The sequence below is a fragment of the Microbacterium sp. LWO14-1.2 genome (assembly GCF_038397715.1).
Classification (GTDB): Bacteria; Actinomycetota; Actinomycetes; order Actinomycetales; family Microbacteriaceae; genus Microbacterium.
In genome coordinates this window covers 260568-281255 of record NZ_CP151633.1, presented here as the reverse complement: position 1 = coordinate 281255, position 20688 = coordinate 260568, and the positions used below count along the sequence as shown (strand labels likewise).

The following is a 20688-nucleotide window of genomic DNA, read 5'->3' as shown; positions in this document are numbered from 1 at the left end:
GCCATGCTCGACGTCCGACGTTCCCCCGAGCTGCAGGCGACGATCCTGTCACTGCGGCGGGCGCAGCGCGACGTCCGGCTGGACATCAACAAGGCCGCACGCGGCAAGCTGTCGCCGCTGTGGAAGCAGGAGCTGAACGCGCGCGCCCGGTCGAACCTCGAGCGCGAGGTCATCGCCACGGGCGCGCGCGCAGCAGCCAGCGACCGCGGCGTCACGCTCCACGCGGCAACTCGCCGCCGGCCTCTCAGCGGCGGCCTCGTCCCCTCGCTCGAGTGGGCCGGCGCAGAGTTCGGCGCGAACACCCGCCGGATCCAGGTGTCCCAGCGATCCCGCGGCGGCACCCGGTACACCCGCCCGCTCACCATCAACAACCAGTTCGACGCGCGCAGCTCTGAGGGCCAGGTCGCATTCGCGGCCGCCAGCGACACCGGCACCAAGCTCGTCGCGCTGTGGGTCGACACCGTCATCGACCAATTCCGCCAGATCCCGACCGTCGAGGTAGTGCCCTAATGCCGATCAAGATCGACTTTCTCGCGAACACTCGCGACGTCGAGCGCGGAACCGAGCGCGTCGAGGCCGCGTTCGACGACGTATCCAAGAGCCTCGACGACGTCGCCCGCGACGGCGACCGATCCCTCGACCGCCTCGAGCGCAGCTTCAAGGATCTCGCCGACACCGCCCGCGACACCGCCCGCAAGACCGAGGACATCGGCGACGTCGGATCCCAGGGATTCCGCCGGCTGGGCGACACCGGATCCGAGGTCAGCTCCGAGCTGCGGCAGAACCTCGGCGAGACATTCTCATCGTTCCGCGGCGACCTCGAGGATCTGCCACAGATCGCGCAGGACACCCTCGGCGGCCTCGCCGGATCCGGCGCACTCGGCGGCATCGTCGGCCTCGCCGCGACCGCAGCAGGAGCCGCCGGCCTCGGCCTCATCACGGCCGAGCTGCAGCGCCAGCAGGAGGAAGCGAACAAGCTGCGGGAGCGCCTAGCCGGCGTCTACAAGGCCGCGGCCGAGGAGGGCCGCAACTACATCGACACCGCCCAGCTGATCGCCGAGGCCAACTCGGTCATGTTCGACCCCGACCGCGCCGAGGAGTGGAAGCGGATCCAGCAGGACGCCCGCGACATCGGCATCGACACCGAGCGCCTGATCGCCGCAAACGCCGGCGACCGCGACGCGCAGCTCGAGGTCCAGAACGCCGTCAACGCCGCGATCGACGAGGAGCGCCGCAAGCGCGAGGAGCTGGGCGCGTTCTGGGGCGGCCAGAACAAGGGACTCGAGGAAACCCACCTCGAGGGGATCCGCGACCGCTGGCAGAACATCGCCGACGTCACGGCGGAATACGCCGATAAGGCCGACACCGCCAAGAACGTGACATCCCAGTTTCTGCTCGACGCTGTCCGCGAGGCCGGCGAGGCGACCGAGGCGGTCGACGAGTTCGGCAACAAGCTCTACACCCTGCCCGACGGCACCGAGGTCGTCATCGACGCCAAGACCGGCCAGGCACACCAGAACGTCGACCGCTTCAAAGGCGACCTCGACGGCAAGATCCCCACCGTCAAGACCACCACCCTGCAGGTCACCGCCGATCTCTCCGGTGCCGAGGGTGCCCTGAACCGATTCATCAGCCAGAACAACGGCCGCACCCTCAAGATCAACGGCCGCTACGTCAGCCCCGAGGGCACCTGGAGCCAGTAATGACAACGACGATCAGCCGGCAAGGTGTCGCCGGAACCATCACCCCCGACCTCGTCCTCGCCGGCCACACCACCGAGAACGAGGCCCGCACCCTCGTCCACGAGATCCCCGGATCCCCCGACGTCGTCGTCACGCTGCGCCCCGCCGGCCCCTCGACCGGCACCCTCCGACTGCTGTTCATGGATCAGCAGGACGCCGAGCAAGCCCGCCGGTTCCACCTCGGCGCGCACGTGTTCACCGTCGTCAGCGACCTCGCCTGGATGCCGGCCGCTTACGTCCCCCAGGGGCGGATCCGCAACGTGCAGCAGGACGCCGCCATGCGCTGGGTTCTCGAGGTGCCGTACCACGAGGTGACACTGTGACCACGATCTCCAAGCTCGAGTACGCGGCCAAGCTGCTGAACCCGGATCGCGCCGTGCGCCTCGACGGCGGCCAGCTCACGCTCGACAGCGAGCGCTTCACCCACGTCGCCGGCAACGTCACCCTCGCAGTCGACGATCCGGCGCTGCTCGACGCCCTCGACCCGCGACTGTCCAGCCGGCTGCAGATCACGGCCACCCGCGACGGCGGCACGCCCCGCGTGTTCGACCTCGGCATCCGCGAGATGTCGCCGGATCGCCAGGCCGGCACCGTCCGCCTGCAGCTCGCCTCAGACGAGGCGATCCTGCAGGACTTCGCGCAGCTCGTCGACGACCCCGCCCCGCGTCAGCGCGAGGCCTCGCTGCGATCGGTCTGCAACTACGTCCTCGGCAAGATAGGCACACAGCTGCAGCCCGGCACCGAGGACGCGAACGTCACCGCCTACTGGGAGATCGTCAACCAGCTCACCAACCCGCGCCTCGCGAACGATGCGGCCGCATGGCAGACCGGATCCGGCGCGACCGCCGGCAACCGCGTCGTCATGAGCGCCCCGCTGCCACCCGTCGGCAACACCGCCTACCAGTGGACAGCCGCGCCCGGCGATTCCAACGTCGTGCCCCTCACCTCCCGCTACCGCGTCACCCCCGGCAAGTGGTACGTGTTCACCGCCTACCTCTGCTCAGGCGTCACCCGCCAGGCGCGCGCCGCGATCCAATGGTGGTCTGCCGGCGGATCCGTCGCCTCGTCCACCGCGTTCGGCGCGTTCATCACCTCCGACGTCACGGCGTTCCGCCGGCTGTTCGTCATCGCCCAGTGCCCGCCCGGCGTCGAGCAGGCCGTGCCCTACATCAACACCGTCGGCAACGCGTCCGGGAACCTGCACTACGGCACCTGCGGCATGTTCTACGAGGGCAACGAGCTCGTCGGCTACTTCGACGGCGCGACCCCCGACACGACGGCCTACGACTACGCCTGGCAAGCCGGCGCGCACGCCTCGACCTCGAGCCGCACGCCGCGCGTCGAGCGCAGCCCCGAGGCGCTGATCTGGCGCGCTGGCACGTCGGCTATGGCGTTCCTCGAGCCGCTGCTGAAAGTCGCCGGCCTGCGCATCGTCTGCGACGAGCGCCGCCGGTTCACCCTCCGAGCCGGCGACTACCGCGCCGAGGGCAACCAGACCTACCGGCAGGCGGTCAACATCGCCACCGCGGACGAATCCGTCAGCCGCGACGACGACAGCTGGTTCGACGCTGCCGTCTACGAGTACGTCTGGACGGATGCCGACGGGATCGAGCAGCGACGAGTAGACGCATTCGCGCTGCCACCCTCGACCGGAATGCCCAAGGTGCTGCGCGTCGAGCTGCGCGATACCCCGTACCCCGGCCCCGGCCGTGCCGAGCACATCGTGCGCCGCGCGCAGGGCCGCGGCCGCACGTTCACCGTGTCCGCGGTGCCGCCCACGCTGCTCGAGCAGACCGATCAGCCGCTCAGCATCCGCCTCGAGGGATCCCCGATCCAGACCGGCATCGCCGCCTCGGTCGAGTTCAACCTCGACGACGACCACGTCACCGTCACAAGCCGCACCACCGACACCCCCGCGGACGCCTGGATCCTCGTTCCCGACGAGGAGCGCTGGATCGACGCGCCGCCCAACGCCCCCTGGAACGAGGAGTAAGACCATGCCCGAGAGCTACACCGGCGACGAGGGAACCGCGGCATTCGCGGCTGGCCTCGACATCCTTGACGGCACCGAGAAGAAGCGCAACGGCTGGCTCGCGATCAACAAGACCCGCGACTACATCGTCGAGCGGATCGCGGCCGTGTTCCAGGAGGTCTGGTCGATCGCCAAGGGCGGCACCGGCGCGACCACGCAGGCCGGCGCGCTGCAGAACCTCGGCGCGCTGCCCCGCGCCGAGGTGTTCGACGGCACCGGCAGCGTGTTCAACAAGGTGCCACGTTACGACGGCCAGGGCCGGCTCATCTGCGCCGCACCGCAGGCCGACAACCACGCCGCGCCCCTCGGCTGGCTCAACCAGGTGTTCGCCAGCTACATCCCCAGATGGGGCGGCACGATCGACCAGGGCACCCTCATCATCGGCGGCGCCGGCCAGCTATCCATCACCAATGCGACGCAGGTGACCAACGGTTTCGCCGCCCTCTACCGCAACGCAGACGGCCGCGTCGGCATCAGCCCCTCGGCCCGGCGATTCAAGAAAGACATCAAGCCGCACACCTACACCCTCGAGCAGCTGCGCGCCGTCCGCGTCGTCAGCTACCGGCTCAAGGCATCCGTCTACGGCGACGGCTGGGAGGACGCGCCCGTTGACGTCGGCGTCATCGCCGAGGAGCTGATCGACGCCGGCCTCGCCGAGTTCGTCGTGTTCGACGACGAGGGGCAGCCCCTCAGCGTGCACTACGAGCGCCTCGCCCTCGTCGCGATCGGCGCACTGCAGGATCTCGCCGACCGCGTCGACCGCCTCGAGCAGAGGATCGAGGCGCAGCCATGAGCGGCGGCGACATCATCGCCCTGCCCGGCCACCCCGGCAAGTACGGCCGGCGTGCACTCGTCGAGGCCTGGCAGGCCGCCGGCTCGCCGCCGGCCAACAGTGCCGGCCGGCTCAAGGCCGAGCAGCAGTATTTCTACGACGGATGGCGGGCCGGCCTGCCCGGCTTCAACCCCGCCGACAACCCGAACGACGAGTCGCAGCGCCTCGCTCACGTCCGTTTCGCCGCGCTCGACATCGACCCGACGCCCGACCGGATCCGCCGGCTCGAGGCCGCCGGCCTGATCCGCCCCTACAAGTACGAGCCGTGGCACTGGGAACTACCCAACGTGCGCCAATACCCCATCGTGCGATCGCTCCCCGCGGCCGCCGGCAACCAGTCCGAGGAGGACGACATGTTCACAGACGACGACCGCAACAAGCTCCACGCCGCCTATGCCGCGCTGTTCGGCCCTGCCAACGTCAACGTCGAGACGATGACGTGGAAGAACCCCGAGGGGCAGCGCGTGGCCTACTACGGCGTCCTCGACATCCTCATCTACAACCAGACGCTCATCAAGGCTCAGAGCGCCGCCCTGCAGGCGCTGGCGACCTCGCAGGGTGCCGACCCCTCGGCGATCGCCGCGCTCGTCGACAAGGCCGTCCGCGAGGCCATGGGCGACATCACGTTCTCGGCGGCGGTGCGCGAATGAGCGAGGCCGTGCTGATCGCCCTGATCGGCGGCGTGCAGGCGGTCACCCTCGGCGTGCTGGGCATCCTCGCCAAGCGCGTCGGCAGCGTCCGCCGCGACACCTCGGCCGTGCGCGAGGACACGGCCGCGACGCGCGAGCAGGTCGTCAACCACCACACGACCAACCTGCGCGTCGAGAACGACTCGCGTCACGCCGAGACTGCCGGCTGGTTCCGCGAGATTCGCCGCGACATCGGCGGGATCCGCGAGGAGCTGCGCGGCCTGCGCACCGACCACCGCAACCTGTCGACGAGAGTCGACCGAATGAAAGGAAGATCATGACCAAGCAGCGCACCGCATTCGGCGACGTGCCCCGCACCCGCGCCGAGGCCAAGGCCCGAGCGACGCTCACCCCGAACCGCTGGATTCCGTCGCCGGCCGTCCGCCTCTGGCTGTTCCGCAGCCTCGCGGCCGCCGGCCCGATCGTCGCGTTCTACGGCCTCATGAGCGCCGAGGAGGTCGCTCTGTGGCTCGGCCTCGGCGCGACGATCCTCGGCACGCCAGCGGCCTCGCTCGCAGCCGCGAACGTGCCCCGCTAGACCTGGTCGCGGCGCACCCTCACGGCCAGCTCAGGCGAGCCGAGGAGGGTGCGCACGCCGGCCAGGACGATCGCGCCGACACCGGCGATCACACCGAGCAGCAGCAGCGCATCCGAGAACACCCCGAGAGTCGCGAGCGCGACGAGATCGGGCATGTAGTCCGACTGCATGTTCGCGCCCACGATCCCGAGGATGACGGCGACGGTAAGCGACAGCGCGCTCACGACCGTGAGGAACGTGAGGTGCCCGAACCGAGGCCAGACGTAGTTGCCGTTGCTCGAGGCGGCCGCGGCCGCTGCGGGAGTCTCTGAGGTCATGGCACCCAACCTAGCGTCAGAAGCCCGCCGCGGCCGCTGCAGCGCGTCGGATCGAGTCGTCCTCGACGCCGACGTAGATCTGAGTGGTCGTCGCGTAGGCATGCCCGAGGAGTTCCTGCACGGCCCGGAGATCCTTGCCGCCGAGGTTGTACGCGCGCGTGCCGTAGCGGTGTCGCAGCATGTGCGCCGTGATGCCCGGCGGCAGCGCCTCGCTGATTAGCTCCGACACCCGCGCCGGCGAGAGGTGACCGTCGATCCTGCCCGGAAAGAGGTAGCCGGCCTCGCTGTCGCGAATGTCGAGGGCGACGTCGTCGGGCAGCGGCACCAGGCGCTGCCGGTCGCCCTTGCCCTGGACGACGAGCGACCATCCGACGAGGTCGCGGCGCAGATGGTCGGTGTGCACCTGGCAGATCTCGCGGCAGCGCATGCCGGCGGCAACGGCCAGGCGGATCATCATGCGCGTGCGCACATCCTTGGTTGACAGCCCGACCTTGACCGAGTGCTCAGGTGCCGGCCTGGCGACCCCTCGAGGCGCTTTGATCGTCGGCAGGTGCCGTGACGGGTTCTCCCAGCCCCGCACGATCTCGCCCCACGAGTAGAACCCGCGTAGCGCCTGGCGAGCCGATCGCCTCGACGCTGCCCCCAGAGCATCGAGCGAGGCCATATAATCGGCCAGCTGCTCGAGCGTCACCGGCGTCGGATCGTTGCCCGTCGCGCGTGCGTAGCGTCGCAGCTGATAGCTGTGCTGGTAGATCGTCCCCTCCGACTTGCGCGCGCCTCGCATCCATGCGAGATACGCGCCGAGAGGATCGAGCCAGCCCTGGGGTACTGGTATCTCGGTCTTCACACCTGACGGTAACGCCCGGAGCGTCGGCCGGCTCAACGGGGTTGTGCTTCGCTCAGCTCGAGCGCATCGACGAGCGCCCAGAACGTGACGTCAGACTCTGAATCAGTGGGTTCAGGGTTCAAGTCCCTGGGGGTGCACGGATCAGCCTCGGAATCTCTCGCCAGATTCCGGGGCTTTTTCGCGTCCACGGCGCCCCGTGCCGGCGGGCGCTCACACCACGGCGACGACGGTGCCGTCTGTCAGGAGCGTCAGGGTGTCGAACGTCAGCGGCATCACGGTGTGCGGATGACCGGCCGCCGCCCAGATGACATCGTGGTCGCGCAGTGCCTCGTCGATGAACGTGCGCAGGGGAGAGGGGTGCCCGACGGGCGCGACGCCGCCGATCGCCTGTCCCGTGGCCTCACGCACGACGGCGGGTGGAGCCATGGACACGTCGACCGCCCCGATCGACCGGGCGAGCACGTCGAGGTCGACGCGATGGCCGCCGCTCGTCATCACGAGGATCGGCGCGCCGTCGGCCTCCAGCACCAGGCTGTTCGCGATTGCCGCGACCTCGCAGCCGATGGCATCGGCTGCCGCCCTGGCCGTCCGAGCGGAGTCCGGCAGCACCCGGATCTCCGCCTCGACGCCCGCGCGGGCGAGGTGCTGCTGGACGAGGATGCTGCGCTCGGGGAGATCGGTCATGGCCCCACCGTACCGAGACGGTGGGGCCCTTCGGTCACGCGGCGTCGCCGATGAGGATCGCCGCGGCATCCTCGGTCTCGGCGTCCGCGGGCTCGTCGTCGATGTGCGCGAGAGCCTTGCGTCCGAGGAACACGGTGAGAGCGGCGATGAGCACGGCCGCAGCGGCCACGAGGTACGGCACGGTGGCGTTGAGCGCGTGCCACAGGGCTGCGGCGAGCGGCGGGGCCATGGCTCCGCCGAGGAACCGCACGGCCGAATAGGCGGAGGAGGCGACGGAGCGGGGCAGGTCGGTGGCCTCCATGACCGCCTCGGTGAGCACGGTGTTCATGATGCCGAGCAGCAGGCCGCCGATGACGATGCATGTCACGAGCGCGGCGGCGGACGAGACCAGCAGCCCGGCGACGACGAGGTCGACGGCGAGGAGCGGGAGGACCAGGAGGATGACGCGGGTGCGCGGCATCCGGCGCATGAGGAAGGGGGCGACCCAGACGCTCGTCACAGCCAGAGCGACGCCCCAGCCGAAGAACGTGAATCCGATGCCCATCGCACCGAAGCCGAGGGGGAACGGCGAGAACGCGAGCAGGATGAAGAAGCCGATGTTGTAGAACAGCGCGGCCACCGCGAGGATCGCCAGGGCCGGACGCCGCAGTGCCGTGAACGGGGCCGAGAACGGCACGGGTGTCCGCTTCTCCTGCGGGCCGCGCAGCAGCACGAGGACCGCCACGAACGCGATGGCCATGAGCACCACGACACCGAAGAACGGGGCGCGCCAGCTCTGCTCCCCGAGGATGCCGCCCAACAGCGGCCCGATGGCGATGCCCAGACCGAGCGCGGCCTCGTAGAGCACGATCGCCGCGGCACTGCCTCCGGACGCGGCGCCCACGATCGTCGCCAGCGCGGTGGAGATGAAGAGCGCGTTGCCGAGTCCCCATCCCGCGCGGAAGCCGATCACGGCGTCGACGCTGCCGCTCAGTGCGCACAGCAGCGCGAAGACCACGATCAGGGCGAGGCCGATGAGCAGGGTGCGCTTGGCGCCGATGCGGCTCGAGATCCAGCTGGTGACGAGCATCGCGACGCCCGTCACGGCGAGGTAGCTCGTGAAGAGCAGCTCGGTCTCGAACGGACTCGCCTGCAGGGACTCCGCGATCGCCGGGAGGATCGGATCGACGAGCCCGATGCCCATGAAGGCGACGACACAGGCGAAGGCGACTGCCCAGACCTGTGCAGGCTGCTTCCACACGGAGGTGGTGGTACTGCTGCTCACTGCGATGCTCCTGTCGAGTCGGTGGTGGTGTGCGCGGCGAGGATCTCGGCGGCCCTGGTCAGGGCGCGCCAGTCGTCATCGTCGAGATCGGTGAATCGCGGTGCCAGGGTGTCGCGGAACTCCTCCCGCCACGCGTGCAGGGCGCGGGATCCCTCCGGAGTGATCGCGACCGCGGTCGCCCGGGAGTCCTCGGGGACGGGGGAGCGCAGCACGAGGCTCTCCCGCTCCAGTGCGCCGAGCAGTCGCGTCATGCCGGGCTGCGTGGTCCGCGCGGCCTGGGCGAGTTCGCCGACCCTTCTCGGTCCGTTCTGCTCGAGCAGGCTCAGGACGCGCCACTGCGCGGCCGGGGCCTCGTTCCCGGCGTCCTGAGCGGCGATGCGCGCGAGGGCATAGGAGGAGAGGACGAGCGAGGGGATGACGTCCTGGCGATTCATACCATCAAGTATATACCGGATGGTATGTAAAGGGCGTCAGCGACGTGCGCCCGCGATCCGCGCCGACAGCTGATGGGCGTGCGCGAGCAGGATCCGCCCGAGCTCGGGCGTGCGATCGGGGCTGAACCGGAACTCCACGCCGGTGAGGCTGAGGGCCCATTCCGGGCGGCCCTGGCGATCGAAGACCGCGGCCCCCAGGCCCCAGCTGCCCTCGACGATGAGCCCGGGGTTCACGGAGTAGCCGCGCTCCTTGGTCTCGACGAGGCGGGTGCGCAGCGCTGCCTCACCGTGCGTGCGACCCCACCCTTCCGCGAGCTCGGGGTGGCGGTCGAGGTAGGCATCCACATCGTGGTCGGGGAGGAAGGCGAGGATGGCCAGTCCGGCGCTGGCGACGCCCAGCGGGAATCGCACGCCCTCGCTGAGCACGAACGACCGGATCGGGAACGAGCCCTCCTCGCGCAGCAGGCAGACGGTCTCATCCGCCCGTCGCACCGACAGGAACGCGCTCTCCTCGGTCTTGACGGCGAGTGAGCGCACGATGTCGCGAGCAAGTGCCGTGACGTCGTACCGGGCCGCCGCGACAGTGCCCATGAGGAAGAGCTCGGGCCCCGGCATCCAGCGGCCGGTGTCGTCGGAGCGGTCCACCAGGCCCTCGGCGCGCAGCGCGGACAGCAAGCGGTGCGCGGTGGACCGCGAGAGGTCGGCCGCCTGCGCGAGCGACTGCAGGCTCGCTCCGTCCGTGCCTCCGGCGGTCACCAGCCGCAGCAGCGATGCGGCGCGGGCGATCGCCTGCGCCCCGGGGACGCTGCGGATCTGTCGTTCCATAATGTGGACGCTAGGTGAGAGAGCGGCCACATCGCAAGAGCGGGCTTCCCTCGGTGCTCGGGGAGAGCGCACGCTGGACGAAAGCACGTCTTCGAAGGAGCACACGTGATCGACAAGCAGTGGACGTCCGCCTCGGACGCCGTCGCCGACATCCCCGACGGAGCATCGCTCGCTGTCGGCGGGTTCGGACTCTCCGGCAATCCGATCGCCCTCATCGAGGCGCTGCTCGCGCAGGGCACGACGGGCCTCAGCATCGTCAGCAACAACTGCGGCGTCGACGACTGGGGGCTCGGAATCCTCCTCCGCGCCCAGCGCATCCGCAAGATGACCTCGTCGTACGTGGGGGAGAACAAGGAGTTCGAGCGGCAGTTCCTCTCCGGCGAACTCGAACTCGAGCTGACCCCGCAGGGCACCCTCGCCGAGAAGCTGCGCGCAGGCGGCTCCGGCATCGCCGCCTTCTACACGCAGACCGGAGTCGGCACGCAGGTCGCCGAGGGAGGACTCCCGCGCCGCTACCGCCCCGACGGAACCGTCGATGTGGCGTCACCGGCGAAGGACGTGCGGACGTTCGACGTCGCAGGCACGCCCCGTGAGTACGTCCTCGAGGAGGCGATCACGACCGACTTCTCGCTCGTGCACGCTCTCGCGGGCGACCGCCACGGCAACCTGATCTTCAACAAGGCCGCCCGCAACTTCAATCCGCTGGCCGCCATGGCCGGGCGCGTCTGCATCGCGCAGGTCGAGCGCCTCGTCGAACCGGGCGAACTCGACCCGGACAGCATCCACCTCCCCGGTGTCTTCGTGCATCGGGTCGTCGAGGTCGGCACCGACATCCCCAAGCGCATCGAACGGCGCACCGTCGCCACGGAAGGAGCCTGACATGGCGCTCACGCGTGACGAGATGGCCGCGCGCGCCGCGGCCGAGCTCGAGGACGGCTCCTACGTGAACCTCGGCATCGGGCTGCCGACCCTCGTACCGAACCATGTGCCGCGCGACGTCACGGTCGTACTGCAGTCCGAGAACGGCATCCTCGGGGTCGGACCCTATCCGACCGAGGATGCTGTCGACCCCGACCTCATCAACGCGGGCAAGGAGACTGTGACCGTGCTCGCAGGCGCCGCGTTCTTCGATTCGGCGACGAGCTTCGGGATGATCCGCGGCGGGAAGATCGACGCCGCGATCCTCGGAGCGATGCAGGTGTCGGCGAGCGGCGACCTCGCGAACTGGATGATCCCGGGCAAGATGGTCAAGGGGCCGGGCGGCGCCATGGACCTCGTGCACGGAGCCGCGCGGGTGATCGTTCTCATGGAGCACGTCGCGAAGGACGGGTCCGCGAAGATCGTGAACACGTGCAGCCTCCCACTCACCGGTCGCGCGGTGGTCGACCGGATCATCACCGACATCGCCGTGATCGACGTGACCGCAGAGGGTCTCGTGCTCGTCGAGACAGCTCCGGGAGTCACCGTCCAGCAGGTGATCGACGCCACCGAGCCGCCGCTCATCATCGCCCCCGCACTCGCACACTGACCGCGAGCCGACCGCAGACATCGGAAGGATGCCGACATGACACACCACACCGCACCCGACGATCACGACGTCGTGATCGTCGCCGCAGCGCGCACCCCGCAGGGCCGCCTCAAGGGGCAGCTCGCCCGTTTCACCGCCCCGGAGCTCGGCGCTCTCGCGATCCGTGGAGCCCTCGAGCGGGGAAGCGTGGCTGCCGCCGACGTGGACGCCGTGATCGTCGGTCAGGTCCTCGCCGCCGGCTCGGGGCAGAACGCCGCTCGCCAGGCCGCGATCGGCGCGGGCATCGGCTGGGACGTGCCCGCGCACTCCGTGAACAAGGTCTGCTTGTCGGGCCTCACCGCGATCATCGATGCGGCACGGATGATCCGCACCGGCGATGCCGAGGTCGTGGTCGCCGCCGGGATGGAGTCGATGACGCGCGCGCCGCACCTGCTGATGGGGTCGCGCGACGGGTGGGCGTACGGGTCGGTGGAGGTGCTCGACCACATGGCGTACGACGGACTGACCGACGCCTTCGACCGCGAGAGCATGGGGGCGTCGACCGAGCGGCACAACGAGCGCTACGAGGTGTCGCGAGAGGCGCAGGACGCGGTCGCCGCGCTCTCGCATCAGCGTGCGGCGGCTGCCCAGCAGGCCGGAGTGTTCGACGCGGAGATCGTGCCCGTCGACGTGCCGCAGCGCAAGGGGGAGCCCCTCGTGGTGTCGACGGACGAGGGCGTGCGCCCCGACACCACGGTCGAGTCGCTCGCGGGACTCCGTGCGGCGTTCGCCGAGGGCGGTTCGCTGACCGCCGGGAACTCGTCGCAGATCTCCGACGGCGCCTCCGCCGTCGTGGTGACCACGCGCGGCACGGCGGCCGCGAACGGCTGGGACGTGCTCGCCACCGTCGGCGCGAGCGGTCAGACGGCCGGGCCGGACAACTCACTGCACGCGCAGCCGGCTCGCGCCATCGAACAGGCCTGCGAGAAGCAGGGCATCGCTCCCGCCGACCTGGACCTCGTCGAGATCAACGAAGCGTTCGGAGCCGTCGTCGCGCGGTCGCAGTCCGAGCTCGGCCTCGACAGCGCGGTCGTGAACATCCACGGCGGCGGCATCGCGATCGGGCATCCGATCGGCGCATCGGGCAACCGTCTGGTCGTCCACGCCGTGCACGAACTGACGAGGCGCGGCAGCGGAGTGGCGGCCGTCGGACTGTGCGGCGGCGGCGGTCAGGGCGAAGCGCTCATCCTCACCCGATGAGGAGCCGCCTCACCCGGTGAGTGCGGGGCGGTGGACGCTCAGCGCGACCGCTTCAGCTCCTTGGTGAGGTTCTTCTCCTTCTTCTCCCGCTCCTTCTGCTGCTTGGCGTAGACGGGGGAGTCCTTGGAGACGGGCTTGCCCTGCTTGGCGCGCCGGGTGTCGATGACGGCGCCGATCGCGAGGGCGAACGTGATGCCCCAGCTCACCCACGCGAGCGCGGCGCGCCAGGTGATCGGCGTCTCGCGGGAACCGCGGAGCAGGGAGGCGCCCGACATGATCGCGCCGAGGAGTCCGGTGCTGGTGAGGTAGTTCATGCCACACACGCTACCCGGCGTGCGGCGCGGCTCGCCCAGCCTTGACAACCCGGCGCGACCCTGTCAGGGCACGCGGGCGGCCGGAAGCAGTCCAGCGACGGCCGATCGGAGCGCGGTACCATGGAGGGGTCGCGGCTGGTCCGCGGCCGCACCCGTGTATCTACCGGCCGCCGGCTCCCCGGCGGACAGCGGCGGCACCCGACCCCGCGTCCGCGGACGCGCGAGAGCCATGACACACGCTTCCTCCTCGACATCCTCCGTCGCCACGGCGACGCCGCCCGCCCCGAGCCTCATCCGCACGGCGGGCATCTCCTACTTCCTCATCGCGTTCATCGCGCGCCTGCCTTTCGCGATGATGGTCGTCGGCGTGCTCACGGTCGTCGTCTCGGCGCGAGGGTCTCTCTCGCTGGGTGGGCTCACCTCCGCAGCGGTCGGACTCGGCACCGCGTGTTTCGGACCCCTGCTGGGCGCGGCCGCCGATCGGTTCGGGCAGCGCTTCGTGCTGCTCGCTCTCGCGATCGCCAACGGCGCGATGCTCGTCGTGTTCACCCTCGTCGTCTACGGCGAGGCCGCCGATCTCCTCGTTCTCGTCGCCGCGTTCGGCATCGGCGCGACCGCGCCGCAGGTGGCGCCGATGTCGCGCTCCAGGCTGGTGACGATGATCACCGAGCGGATGCCGGAGTCGGTGCGTCCGCGCACGCTGTCGGGAACCATGGCGTATGAATCCGCTGCGGATGAGACCGTGTTCGTGTTCGGTCCCTTCCTCGTCGGCATCCTCGCGTCCGTGATCGCGCCCTGGGCGCCGCTCGTCGGAGCGGCCGCGCTCACCGTGCTGTTCGTGGGAGGCTTCGCGCTGCATCCGAGCGCCAGGGCCGTGTCGATCCACCGCGGCGACGACGGGAGGGCGCCGTCCTCCGCATCCGAGCTCTTCCACCCCCGGGTGCTCGTCGTCGTCCTCGGCATCCTCGGCGTCGGGATGTTCTTCGGGACCATGCTCACGTCGCTCACCTCGTTCATGGCCGACCGGGGCGCGTCGGAGGAAGCCGGACTGCTCTACGGCGTCATGGGCGTCGGCTCGGCGCTCCTCGCACTCGGCGTGGCCTGGCTTCCCGCGCGGTTCACGCTGCGCGCCCGCTGGCTCGTCTTCTCGGCGATCCTGCTCGGCGGAACCCTGCTGCTGCTCCTCGTGGACGCCCCGGCGACGATGATGGTGGCGCTCGCGATCATGGGCATCGGCATCGGGCCGACGCTCGTGACGCAGTACAGCCTGGGAGCCGCCCGCAGCCCGCTCGGACGCTCGGCGACCGTCATGACGATGCTCGGATCCGCGGTGATCGTCGGGCAGTCGATCGGCGCAGCCGTCGCGGGGGAGCTCGCCGAGAACCTCGGAACGGGGGCTGCGCTCGCGCTCCCGATCGCCGCGGCCGGGGTAGCGTTCGCCGCGGCGCTTGTCAACTGGCGCCTGAGTGGCACAGCACCTCGCGTAGCCTCGGTCTGAGCCTCTGTAGCCTGAGGAGCACCGCACCGGATCGTCAGGAGCCTTCCCCCATGCCCGCAGATTTCGTCGTCGTCGCCAACCGCCTCCCCGTCGACCGCATCGTCGGTCCGGACGGCGCGGAGGAATGGCGGACGTCGCCGGGCGGTCTGGTCGCAGCCCTCGAGCCGATGATGCGCAGCGCCCGCGGAGCCTGGGTCGGCTGGCCCGGGCAGCCCGACACCGAGCTCGAGCCGTTCGAGATCAACGGCATCGATCTGGTGCCGGTGTCGCTGAGCGCCGACGAGGTCGCGGACTACTACGAGGGCTTCGCGAACGACACCATCTGGCCGCTCTACCACGACGTGATCGCGCCGCCGCAGTACCACCGGGAGTGGTGGGACGCCTACGTACGGGTGAACCGCCGCTTCGCGGAGGCCGCCGCATCCGTCGCGGCCCAGGACGGGACCGTGTGGGTGCACGACTACCAGCTGCAGCTCGTGCCGCAGATGGTGCGCGACCTGCGTCCTGACGTGACGATCGGGTACTTCCACCACATCCCGTTCCCCGCGCACGGCCTCTACGCCCAGTTGCCGTGGCGCGACCAGGTGCTCACCGGTCTGCTCGGGGCCGACGTGATCGGGTTCCAGCGTGCTCAGGACGCCACGTACTTCCTCACGGCGGTCCGCCGTCGCCTCAAGTACGAGGTGAAGGGCTCGAACGTCGCCGTGCCGACGGCCGACGGCGGCACACGGTCGGCGGTCGCGAAGGCGTTCCCGATCTCCATCGACACCGCGCCCTATCTCGAACTGGCGGCCCGCCCCGACATCAGGGCGCGTGCGCAGGAGATCAGGGAGAGCCTCGGCAACCCCTCCAAGATCCTGCTCGGCGTGGACCGGCTCGACTACACGAAGGGCATCCGTCACCGCATCAAGGCGTACGGCGAACTGCTGGAGGACGGTCGTCTCGACGTCGAGGACGTCACCCTCGTGCAGGTCGCGAGCCCCAGCCGGGAGCGCGTCGACGCCTACGTGCACCTGCGTGACGAGATCGAGCTCGCGGTCGGCCGCATCAACGGCGACCACGACACGATGGGGCATACGGCGATCCGCTACCTGCACCAGGGGTATCCGCGCGAGGAGATGGTCGCGCTCTACCTCGCGGCGGACGTGATGCTCGTGACGGCGCTCCGGGACGGCATGAACCTCGTCGCCAAGGAGTACGTCGCCACGCGCGCCGACAACAGGGGAGTGCTGGTGCTCAGCGAGTTCACCGGCGCTGCCGACGAGCTCCGGCAGGCCGTGCGCGTGAACCCCCATGACATCGCAGGGCTGAAGGACGCCATCATGTCTGCGGTCGAGATGACGCCGGCCGAGCAGTCGAGGCGGATGCGGTCGCTGCGCCGCCGGGTGCTCGAGAACGACGTCACCGCGTGGTCGAACTCCTTCCTCAAGGCTCTCTCCGAGGTCAGGGCGCGCTGATCCGGACGGCCATACTGGAGGGGACCCGTCGATTGGAGACTCTCCCGTGACCCGCAGCTGGACCCCCGGTTCGTCAGACCCCGCCCTGAGCGCCATCGCCGCGACACCGCGGCTCGTCGTCGCACTGGACTTCGACGGGACGGCGTCTCCGCTGGTTCCCGACCCCATGGCCGCGCGGGCGCTCCCCGAGGTCGCGGCGCAGGTCGCGCGTCTCGCCGAGCTCCCCGACACGGTGGTGGCCTACGTCTCCGGTCGGAGCATGCACGATCTGCGCGTCATCACGGAGCACACCGACGACTCGCTCATCACCCTCGCCGGCTCGCACGGCGCGCAGTACTGGTACCCGGGGGTGGGCGACGCGGACGCCGACGGACCGGCGACGGCCGACGGAGACCGCGAGGAGCTCTGGGCCGCCGCCCGCCCCATCATCGACCGATACGAGGGTGCGGAGCTCGAGCCGAAGACGTTCGGGATGGGTGTGCACACGCGCACAGCCACCCGCGAGGTCGAGAAGGCGGTGTTCGCCGAGATCGACGAGCTGGTCGCCGCGCGCTTCCCGCACTGGCGTCGTCGCTCCGGCCACCGCGTGCTGGAGTTCTCGTCGCGGACGGAGGGGAAGGATGCCGCGATGGCGGCGCTCCGCGCCCACTTCGCCGCCACTGCGATCCTCTTCGCCGGCGACGACGTGACCGACGAGGACGCGATGCGCGTGCTCGAGGGCGACGATCTCGGCGTGCGGGTCGGACCGGGGGAGACCGCGGCGACCCTGCGTGTGGAGAACCCACAGGAGATCGCCCTTCTTCTGGGCGCCTTGGCGGACGAGCGCGCTGCCCGTCGGGAATAGACTTCCGTCATGTCCTCGCCTGACACCGCCCCTCACGAGTCCATCGACATCAAGCCCCGCAGTCGCGTCGTCACCGACGGCATCGAGGCGACGACCTCCCGCGGCATGCTCCGCGCCGTCGGCATGGGCGACGCGGACTGGGACAAGCCCCAGATCGGCATCGCTTCGAGCTGGAACGAGATCACCCCCTGCAACCTGAGCCTCGACCGGCTCGCCCAGGGCGCGAAGGAGGGCGTGCACTCCGGCGGCGGCTACCCGCTGCAGTTCGGCACCATCTCGGTCTCGGACGGCATCTCGATGGGTCACGAGGGGATGCACTTCTCGCTCGTGTCGCGCGAGGTCATCGCCGACTCCGTCGAGACCGTGATGATGGCGGAGCGTCTCGACGGCTCGGTGCTGCTCGCCGGCTGCGACAAGTCGATCCCCGGCATGCTCATGGCCAGCGCCCGCCTCGACCTGTCGAGCGTGTTCCTGTACGCGGGATCGATCGCGCCCGGCTGGGTGAAGCTCTCGGACGGCACGGAGAAGGACGTCACCATCATCGACTCCTTCGAAGCCGTCGGCGCCTGCCGTGCCGGGCTCATGAGCGAGGAGGACCTCAAGCGCATCGAGTGCGCGATCGCTCCGGGCGAGGGCGCGTGCGGCGGCATGTACACGGCCAACACCATGGCGTCCGTCGCCGAGGCGCTCGGTCTCAGCCTTCCCGGCTCTGCGGCCCCGCCCGCTGCCGACCGTCGTCGCGACTACTTCGCGCACCGGTCGGGCGAGGCCGTCGTGAACCTGCTCCGCCAGGGGATAACCACCCGCGACATCCTCACCAAGGAGGCCTTCGAGAACGCGATCGCCCTCGCGATGGCCCTCGGCGGCTCGACCAACGTGGTCCTGCATCTGCTCGCGATCGCCCGCGAGGCCGACGTCGAGCTGAGCCTGCACGACTTCAACCGCATCGGCGACCGGGTGCCGCACGTCGCCGACATGAAGCCGTTCGGCAAGTACGTCATGAACGACGTCGACCGTCACGGCGGCATCCCCGTCATCATGAAGGCGATGCTCGACGAAGGCCTGCTGCACGGCGACGCGCTCACCGTGACCGGCAAGACGCTCGCCGAGAACCTCGCCGAGCTCGACCCGCAGCCGATCGACGGCGAGGTCATCCACACGTTCGACAACCCGATCCACGCCACGGGCGGGCTCACGATCCTGCACGGCTCGCTCGCGCCCGAGGGCGCCGTCGTCAAGACGGCCGGCTTCGACGCCGCGGTGTTCGAGGGACCCGCACGCGTCTTCGAGCGCGAGCGCGCGGCGATGGACGCCGTCGCCGATGGGTCGATCGAACCGGGCACGGTCATCGTCATCCGGTACGAGGGGCCCAAGGGCGGACCCGGCATGCGCGAGATGCTCGCCATCACGGCGGCCATCAAGGGCGCGGGGCTCGGAAAAGATGTACTACTCTTGACGGACGGACGATTCTCAGGCGGCACAACCGGCCTGTGCATCGGCCACATAGCACCCGAAGCGGTGGACGCAGGTCCCATCGCCTTCGTGCGCGATGGTGATCTGATACGGGTCGATATCGCAGCCCGCTCTCTCGACCTACTCGTCGACGAGGCGGAGCTCGCCTCCCGCCGCTCTGGCTGGGAGCCGCTTCCCCCGCGCTATACCCGTGGCGTTCTTGCCAAGTACTCGCGTCTCGTGCGCTCCGCCGCCGAAGGCGCGACGACCGGCTGATCCGATCCGCCAGACGGGTTCCCGAACCCGTCTGAGGACCGACGTCGCCCACAGACCATCAGAAGGAAAGTCATGACTGCTGACTCCGTCTCGGCCGTGCCGAGGCCACCCGCACCCAAGTCGTCCGCTCCCGAGATCACCGGGGCGGAGGCCGTCGTCCGCTCGCTCGAACTGCTCGGCATCACCGACGTGTTCGGTCTGCCGGGTGGCGCGATCCTCCCCGTCTACGACCCGCTGATGGACGCGAAGCAGCTGCGCCACATCCTTGTCCGCCACGAGCAGGGGGCCGGACACGCCGCCGAGGGATACGCGTCGTCGTCGGGAAAGGTGGGCGTGTGCATCGCGACCTCCGGACCGGGCGCGACCAACCTCGTCACCGCGATCGCCGACGCCTACATGGACTCCGTGCCGCTGCTCGCGATCACCGGCCAGGTGTTCTCGACCCTCATGGGCACGGATGCGTTCCAGGAGGCCGACATCGTGGGCATCACGATGCCGATCACGAAGCACTCGTTCCTCGTGCGGGATGCCGCGGACATCCCCGGCGCCATCGCCGCCGCGTACGAGATCGCCTCGACCGGTCGCCCCGGCCCCGTGCTCGTCGACATCACGAAGGACGCGCAGCAGGCCGTCGCCCCGTTCGTGTGGCCGCCCAAGATCGACCTCCCCGGCTACCGCCCGGTGACCAAGGCGCACGGCAAGCAGATCCAGGCCGCCGCGGCGCTGCTCGCCGAGGCCAAGAAGCCCGTGCTGTACGTCGGCGGCGGAGTGATCCGCGGTCGCGCCTCGGCCGAGCTCCTCGCCCTCGCCGAGACCACCGGCGCACCGGTCGTGACGACGCTCATGGCGCGCGGCGCGTTCCCCGATTCGCACCCGCAGCATCTGGGCATGCCCGGCATGCACGGCACGGTCCCGGCCGTGCTCGCGCTGCAGGAGGCCGACCTGCTCGTGTCGCTCGGCGCCCGGTTCGACGACCGTGTGACCGGCAAGGCCGCGCTGTTCGCGCCGAACGCCAAGGTGGTGCACGTCGACATCGACCCCGCCGAGATCTCGAAGATCCGCACGGCCGACGTGCCGATCGTCGGCGACGTGCGCGACGTGCTCGTCGACCTCGAGAGCGCGTTCCGCAGCGCTGCCGGGGGCACCGCTCCCGACACCGAGGAGTGGTGGTCGTACCTCGACGGCCTCCGCACCGAGTTCCCGCTGGGATACGCGCCGACCACCGACGGTCTCCTCGCGCCGCAGTACGTGATCCAGCGCATCGGCGAGCTCACGGGCCCCGAGGGCATCTACGCCGCGGGCGTCGGCCAGCACCAGATGTGGGCCGCGCAGTTCATCAAGTACGAGCGTCCGAACGCCTGGCTGAACTCCGGGGGAGCGGGCACCATGGGCTACTCGGTCCCCGCCGCCATGGGCGCCAAGGTGGCCGAGCCCGACCGTCACGTGTGGGCGATCGACGGCGACGGCTGCTTCCAGATGACCAACCAGGAGCTCGCCACCTGCGCGATCAACAACATCCCGATCAAGGTCGCCGTCATCAACAACTCCTCGCTGGGCATGGTGCGCCAGTGGCAGACCCTCTTCTACGACGGGCGTCACTCGAACACCGATCTGAACACGGGCCACGGCACCATCCGCATCCCCGACTTCGTGAAGCTCGCCGAGGCCTACGGGTGCCTCGCGATCCGCGTGGAGAAGGAGGAGGAGGTCGACGCCGCCATCAAGCTCGCGCTCGAGACGAACGACCGTCCCGTCGTGATCGACTTCGTCGTGAGCGCCGATTCCATGGTGTGGCCGATGGTGCCGCAGGGCGTCAGCAACAGCTACGTCCAGTACGCGCGTGACCACGCGCCCGCATTCGACGAGGAGGACTGAC

Annotated in this window: 23 protein-coding genes; 16 read left to right on the top strand and 7 right to left on the bottom strand. The window is 70.0% G+C overall.

Annotated elements, in window-relative coordinates; all coding sequences use genetic code 11:
* The first annotated feature begins 3 nt into the window (after nucleotides 1-3).
* From MRBLWO14_RS01445 to MRBLWO14_RS01410, 8 genes are read left to right on the top strand one after another with little or no spacing between them, the layout of a single operon-like run.
* A complete protein-coding gene (locus MRBLWO14_RS01445; RefSeq protein WP_341934717.1) occupies nucleotides 4-510 on the top strand; it encodes a hypothetical protein in 507 nt (168 codons plus the stop codon).
* Complete coding sequence (locus MRBLWO14_RS01440) at nucleotides 510-1703, top strand: hypothetical protein (protein WP_341934716.1); 1194 nt, start codon at nucleotides 510-512, stop codon at nucleotides 1701-1703. Before MRBLWO14_RS01445 ends, MRBLWO14_RS01440 begins: the two co-directional genes overlap by 1 nt.
* Complete coding sequence (locus MRBLWO14_RS01435) at nucleotides 1703-2065, top strand: hypothetical protein (protein WP_341934715.1); 363 nt, start codon at nucleotides 1703-1705, stop codon at nucleotides 2063-2065. The genes MRBLWO14_RS01440 and MRBLWO14_RS01435 overlap by 1 nt, the downstream gene beginning before the upstream one ends.
* The gene (locus MRBLWO14_RS01430) at nucleotides 2062-3735 is read left to right on the top strand and encodes a hypothetical protein (protein ID WP_341934714.1); all 1674 of its coding nucleotides are present in this window, start codon (nucleotides 2062-2064) and stop codon (nucleotides 3733-3735) included. Before MRBLWO14_RS01435 ends, MRBLWO14_RS01430 begins: the two co-directional genes overlap by 4 nt.
* 4 nt (nucleotides 3736-3739) lie before the next feature.
* Entirely contained in the window at nucleotides 3740-4567 is an 828-nt protein-coding gene (locus tag MRBLWO14_RS01425) for a tail fiber domain-containing protein (RefSeq protein WP_341934713.1), read from the top strand.
* Nucleotides 4564-5256 carry a hypothetical protein gene (locus MRBLWO14_RS01420; RefSeq protein ID WP_341934712.1) on the top strand — a complete coding sequence of 231 codons (693 nt, stop codon included), beginning with the start codon at nucleotides 4564-4566 and terminating at the stop codon, nucleotides 5254-5256. Before MRBLWO14_RS01425 ends, MRBLWO14_RS01420 begins: the two co-directional genes overlap by 4 nt.
* Nucleotides 5253-5576 (top strand): hypothetical protein, encoded by a 324-nt coding sequence (locus tag MRBLWO14_RS01415; protein WP_341934711.1) that lies wholly within the window; start codon nucleotides 5253-5255, stop codon nucleotides 5574-5576. The genes MRBLWO14_RS01420 and MRBLWO14_RS01415 overlap by 4 nt, the downstream gene beginning before the upstream one ends.
* Nucleotides 5573-5833 carry a hypothetical protein gene (locus MRBLWO14_RS01410; protein WP_341934710.1) on the top strand — a complete coding sequence of 87 codons (261 nt, stop codon included), beginning with the start codon at nucleotides 5573-5575 and terminating at the stop codon, nucleotides 5831-5833. Before MRBLWO14_RS01415 ends, MRBLWO14_RS01410 begins: the two co-directional genes overlap by 4 nt.
* Here MRBLWO14_RS01410 and MRBLWO14_RS01405 read toward each other — a convergent pair.
* The 6 genes from MRBLWO14_RS01405 to MRBLWO14_RS01380 all read right to left on the bottom strand — a co-directional run bounded on the left by MRBLWO14_RS01405 (nucleotide 5830) and on the right by MRBLWO14_RS01380 (nucleotide 10204).
* The gene (locus MRBLWO14_RS01405; RefSeq protein ID WP_341934709.1) at nucleotides 5830-6150 is read right to left on the bottom strand and encodes a hypothetical protein; all 321 of its coding nucleotides are present in this window, start codon (nucleotides 6148-6150) and stop codon (nucleotides 5830-5832) included. The two genes, MRBLWO14_RS01410 and MRBLWO14_RS01405, sit on opposite strands and share 4 nt — an antisense overlap.
* A gap of 16 nt (nucleotides 6151-6166) precedes the next feature.
* Nucleotides 6167-6997, bottom strand: coding sequence for a tyrosine-type recombinase/integrase (locus MRBLWO14_RS01400; RefSeq protein ID WP_341934708.1), 831 nt, complete (start codon nucleotides 6995-6997; stop codon nucleotides 6167-6169).
* Between the two features lie 210 nt (nucleotides 6998-7207).
* Complete coding sequence (locus tag MRBLWO14_RS01395) at nucleotides 7208-7681, bottom strand: YbaK/EbsC family protein (RefSeq protein WP_341934707.1); 474 nt, start codon at nucleotides 7679-7681, stop codon at nucleotides 7208-7210.
* A 34-nt stretch (nucleotides 7682-7715) separates the two neighbouring features.
* Nucleotides 7716-8945 (bottom strand): MFS transporter, encoded by a 1230-nt coding sequence (locus tag MRBLWO14_RS01390; protein ID WP_341934706.1) that lies wholly within the window; start codon nucleotides 8943-8945, stop codon nucleotides 7716-7718.
* The gene (locus MRBLWO14_RS01385) at nucleotides 8942-9379 is read right to left on the bottom strand and encodes a MarR family transcriptional regulator (protein ID WP_341934705.1); all 438 of its coding nucleotides are present in this window, start codon (nucleotides 9377-9379) and stop codon (nucleotides 8942-8944) included. The genes MRBLWO14_RS01390 and MRBLWO14_RS01385 overlap by 4 nt, the downstream gene beginning before the upstream one ends.
* Before the next feature lie 36 nt (nucleotides 9380-9415).
* Nucleotides 9416-10204 (bottom strand): IclR family transcriptional regulator, encoded by a 789-nt coding sequence (locus tag MRBLWO14_RS01380; RefSeq protein WP_341934704.1) that lies wholly within the window; start codon nucleotides 10202-10204, stop codon nucleotides 9416-9418.
* A 105-nt stretch (nucleotides 10205-10309) separates the two neighbouring features.
* Here MRBLWO14_RS01380 and MRBLWO14_RS01375 point away from each other — a divergent pair, with 105 nt between their 5' ends.
* The 3 genes from MRBLWO14_RS01375 to MRBLWO14_RS01365 are packed head-to-tail and all read left to right on the top strand — an operon-like array spanning nucleotide 10310 to nucleotide 12971.
* Entirely contained in the window at nucleotides 10310-11083 is a 774-nt protein-coding gene (locus tag MRBLWO14_RS01375) for a CoA transferase subunit A (protein WP_341934703.1), read from the top strand.
* A gap of 1 nt (nucleotide 11084) precedes the next feature.
* Nucleotides 11085-11732, top strand: a complete 648-nt coding sequence (locus MRBLWO14_RS01370; protein WP_341934702.1) for a 3-oxoacid CoA-transferase subunit B — start codon at nucleotides 11085-11087, stop codon at nucleotides 11730-11732.
* A gap of 36 nt (nucleotides 11733-11768) precedes the next feature.
* A complete protein-coding gene (locus tag MRBLWO14_RS01365) occupies nucleotides 11769-12971 on the top strand; it encodes an acetyl-CoA C-acetyltransferase (RefSeq protein WP_341934701.1) in 1203 nt (400 codons plus the stop codon).
* A 38-nt stretch (nucleotides 12972-13009) separates the two neighbouring features.
* Here the strand turns inward: MRBLWO14_RS01365 and MRBLWO14_RS01360 are convergent, their stop codons facing one another.
* A complete protein-coding gene (locus tag MRBLWO14_RS01360; RefSeq protein ID WP_341934700.1) occupies nucleotides 13010-13285 on the bottom strand; it encodes a hypothetical protein in 276 nt (91 codons plus the stop codon).
* 229 nt (nucleotides 13286-13514) lie between these two features.
* On the opposite strand from MRBLWO14_RS01360, the gene MRBLWO14_RS01355 reads away from it, so the two are divergent.
* From MRBLWO14_RS01355 to MRBLWO14_RS01335, 5 genes are all read left to right on the top strand, one after another.
* On the top strand, nucleotides 13515-14783 hold the full coding sequence (locus tag MRBLWO14_RS01355; RefSeq protein ID WP_341934699.1) for an MFS transporter: 1269 nt from the start codon (nucleotides 13515-13517) through the stop codon (nucleotides 14781-14783).
* Between the two features lie 50 nt (nucleotides 14784-14833).
* A complete protein-coding gene (locus MRBLWO14_RS01350) occupies nucleotides 14834-16240 on the top strand; it encodes a trehalose-6-phosphate synthase (protein WP_341934698.1) in 1407 nt (468 codons plus the stop codon).
* Nucleotides 16241-16286: 46 nt separating this feature from the next.
* Entirely contained in the window at nucleotides 16287-17084 is a 798-nt protein-coding gene (gene otsB / locus MRBLWO14_RS01345) for a trehalose-phosphatase (protein WP_341934697.1), read from the top strand.
* A gap of 9 nt (nucleotides 17085-17093) precedes the next feature.
* Nucleotides 17094-18812 (top strand): dihydroxy-acid dehydratase, encoded by a 1719-nt coding sequence (gene ilvD, locus MRBLWO14_RS01340; RefSeq protein ID WP_341934696.1) that lies wholly within the window; start codon nucleotides 17094-17096, stop codon nucleotides 18810-18812.
* Between the two features lie 72 nt (nucleotides 18813-18884).
* A complete protein-coding gene (locus tag MRBLWO14_RS01335; RefSeq protein ID WP_341934695.1) occupies nucleotides 18885-20687 on the top strand; it encodes an acetolactate synthase large subunit in 1803 nt (600 codons plus the stop codon).
* Nucleotide 20688: the final 1 nt, after the last annotated feature.

Excerpts from the sequence above, each read along its gene's own strand:
- MRBLWO14_RS01385 (WP_341934705.1), bottom strand. The coding sequence starts at position 9,379 with ATGAATCGCCAGGACGTCATCCCCTCGCTCGTCCTCTCCTCCTATGCC.
- MRBLWO14_RS01360 (WP_341934700.1), bottom strand. The coding sequence starts at position 13,285 with ATGAACTACCTCACCAGCACCGGACTCCTCGGCGCGATCATGTCGGGC.
- MRBLWO14_RS01370 (WP_341934702.1), top strand. The coding sequence starts at position 11,085 with ATGGCGCTCACGCGTGACGAGATGGCCGCGCGCGCCGCGGCCGAGCTC.
- MRBLWO14_RS01335 (WP_341934695.1), top strand. The coding sequence starts at position 18,885 with ATGACTGCTGACTCCGTCTCGGCCGTGCCGAGGCCACCCGCACCCAAG.
- MRBLWO14_RS01410 (WP_341934710.1), top strand. The coding sequence starts at position 5,573 with ATGACCAAGCAGCGCACCGCATTCGGCGACGTGCCCCGCACCCGCGCC.
- MRBLWO14_RS01420 (WP_341934712.1), top strand. The coding sequence starts at position 4,564 with ATGAGCGGCGGCGACATCATCGCCCTGCCCGGCCACCCCGGCAAGTAC.
- MRBLWO14_RS01435 (WP_341934715.1), top strand. The coding sequence starts at position 1,703 with ATGACAACGACGATCAGCCGGCAAGGTGTCGCCGGAACCATCACCCCC.
- MRBLWO14_RS01380 (WP_341934704.1), bottom strand. The coding sequence starts at position 10,204 with ATGGAACGACAGATCCGCAGCGTCCCCGGGGCGCAGGCGATCGCCCGC.
- MRBLWO14_RS01440 (WP_341934716.1), top strand. The coding sequence starts at position 510 with ATGCCGATCAAGATCGACTTTCTCGCGAACACTCGCGACGTCGAGCGC.
- MRBLWO14_RS01355 (WP_341934699.1), top strand. The coding sequence starts at position 13,515 with ATGACACACGCTTCCTCCTCGACATCCTCCGTCGCCACGGCGACGCCG.
- MRBLWO14_RS01445 (WP_341934717.1), top strand. The coding sequence starts at position 4 with ATGCTCGACGTCCGACGTTCCCCCGAGCTGCAGGCGACGATCCTGTCA.
- MRBLWO14_RS01350 (WP_341934698.1), top strand. The coding sequence starts at position 14,834 with ATGCCCGCAGATTTCGTCGTCGTCGCCAACCGCCTCCCCGTCGACCGC.
- MRBLWO14_RS01365 (WP_341934701.1), top strand. The coding sequence starts at position 11,769 with ATGACACACCACACCGCACCCGACGATCACGACGTCGTGATCGTCGCC.
- MRBLWO14_RS01425 (WP_341934713.1), top strand. The coding sequence starts at position 3,740 with ATGCCCGAGAGCTACACCGGCGACGAGGGAACCGCGGCATTCGCGGCT.
- MRBLWO14_RS01415 (WP_341934711.1), top strand. The coding sequence starts at position 5,253 with ATGAGCGAGGCCGTGCTGATCGCCCTGATCGGCGGCGTGCAGGCGGTC.
- MRBLWO14_RS01405 (WP_341934709.1), bottom strand. The coding sequence starts at position 6,150 with ATGACCTCAGAGACTCCCGCAGCGGCCGCGGCCGCCTCGAGCAACGGC.
- ilvD (WP_341934696.1), top strand. The coding sequence starts at position 17,094 with ATGTCCTCGCCTGACACCGCCCCTCACGAGTCCATCGACATCAAGCCC.
- MRBLWO14_RS01395 (WP_341934707.1), bottom strand. The coding sequence starts at position 7,681 with ATGACCGATCTCCCCGAGCGCAGCATCCTCGTCCAGCAGCACCTCGCC.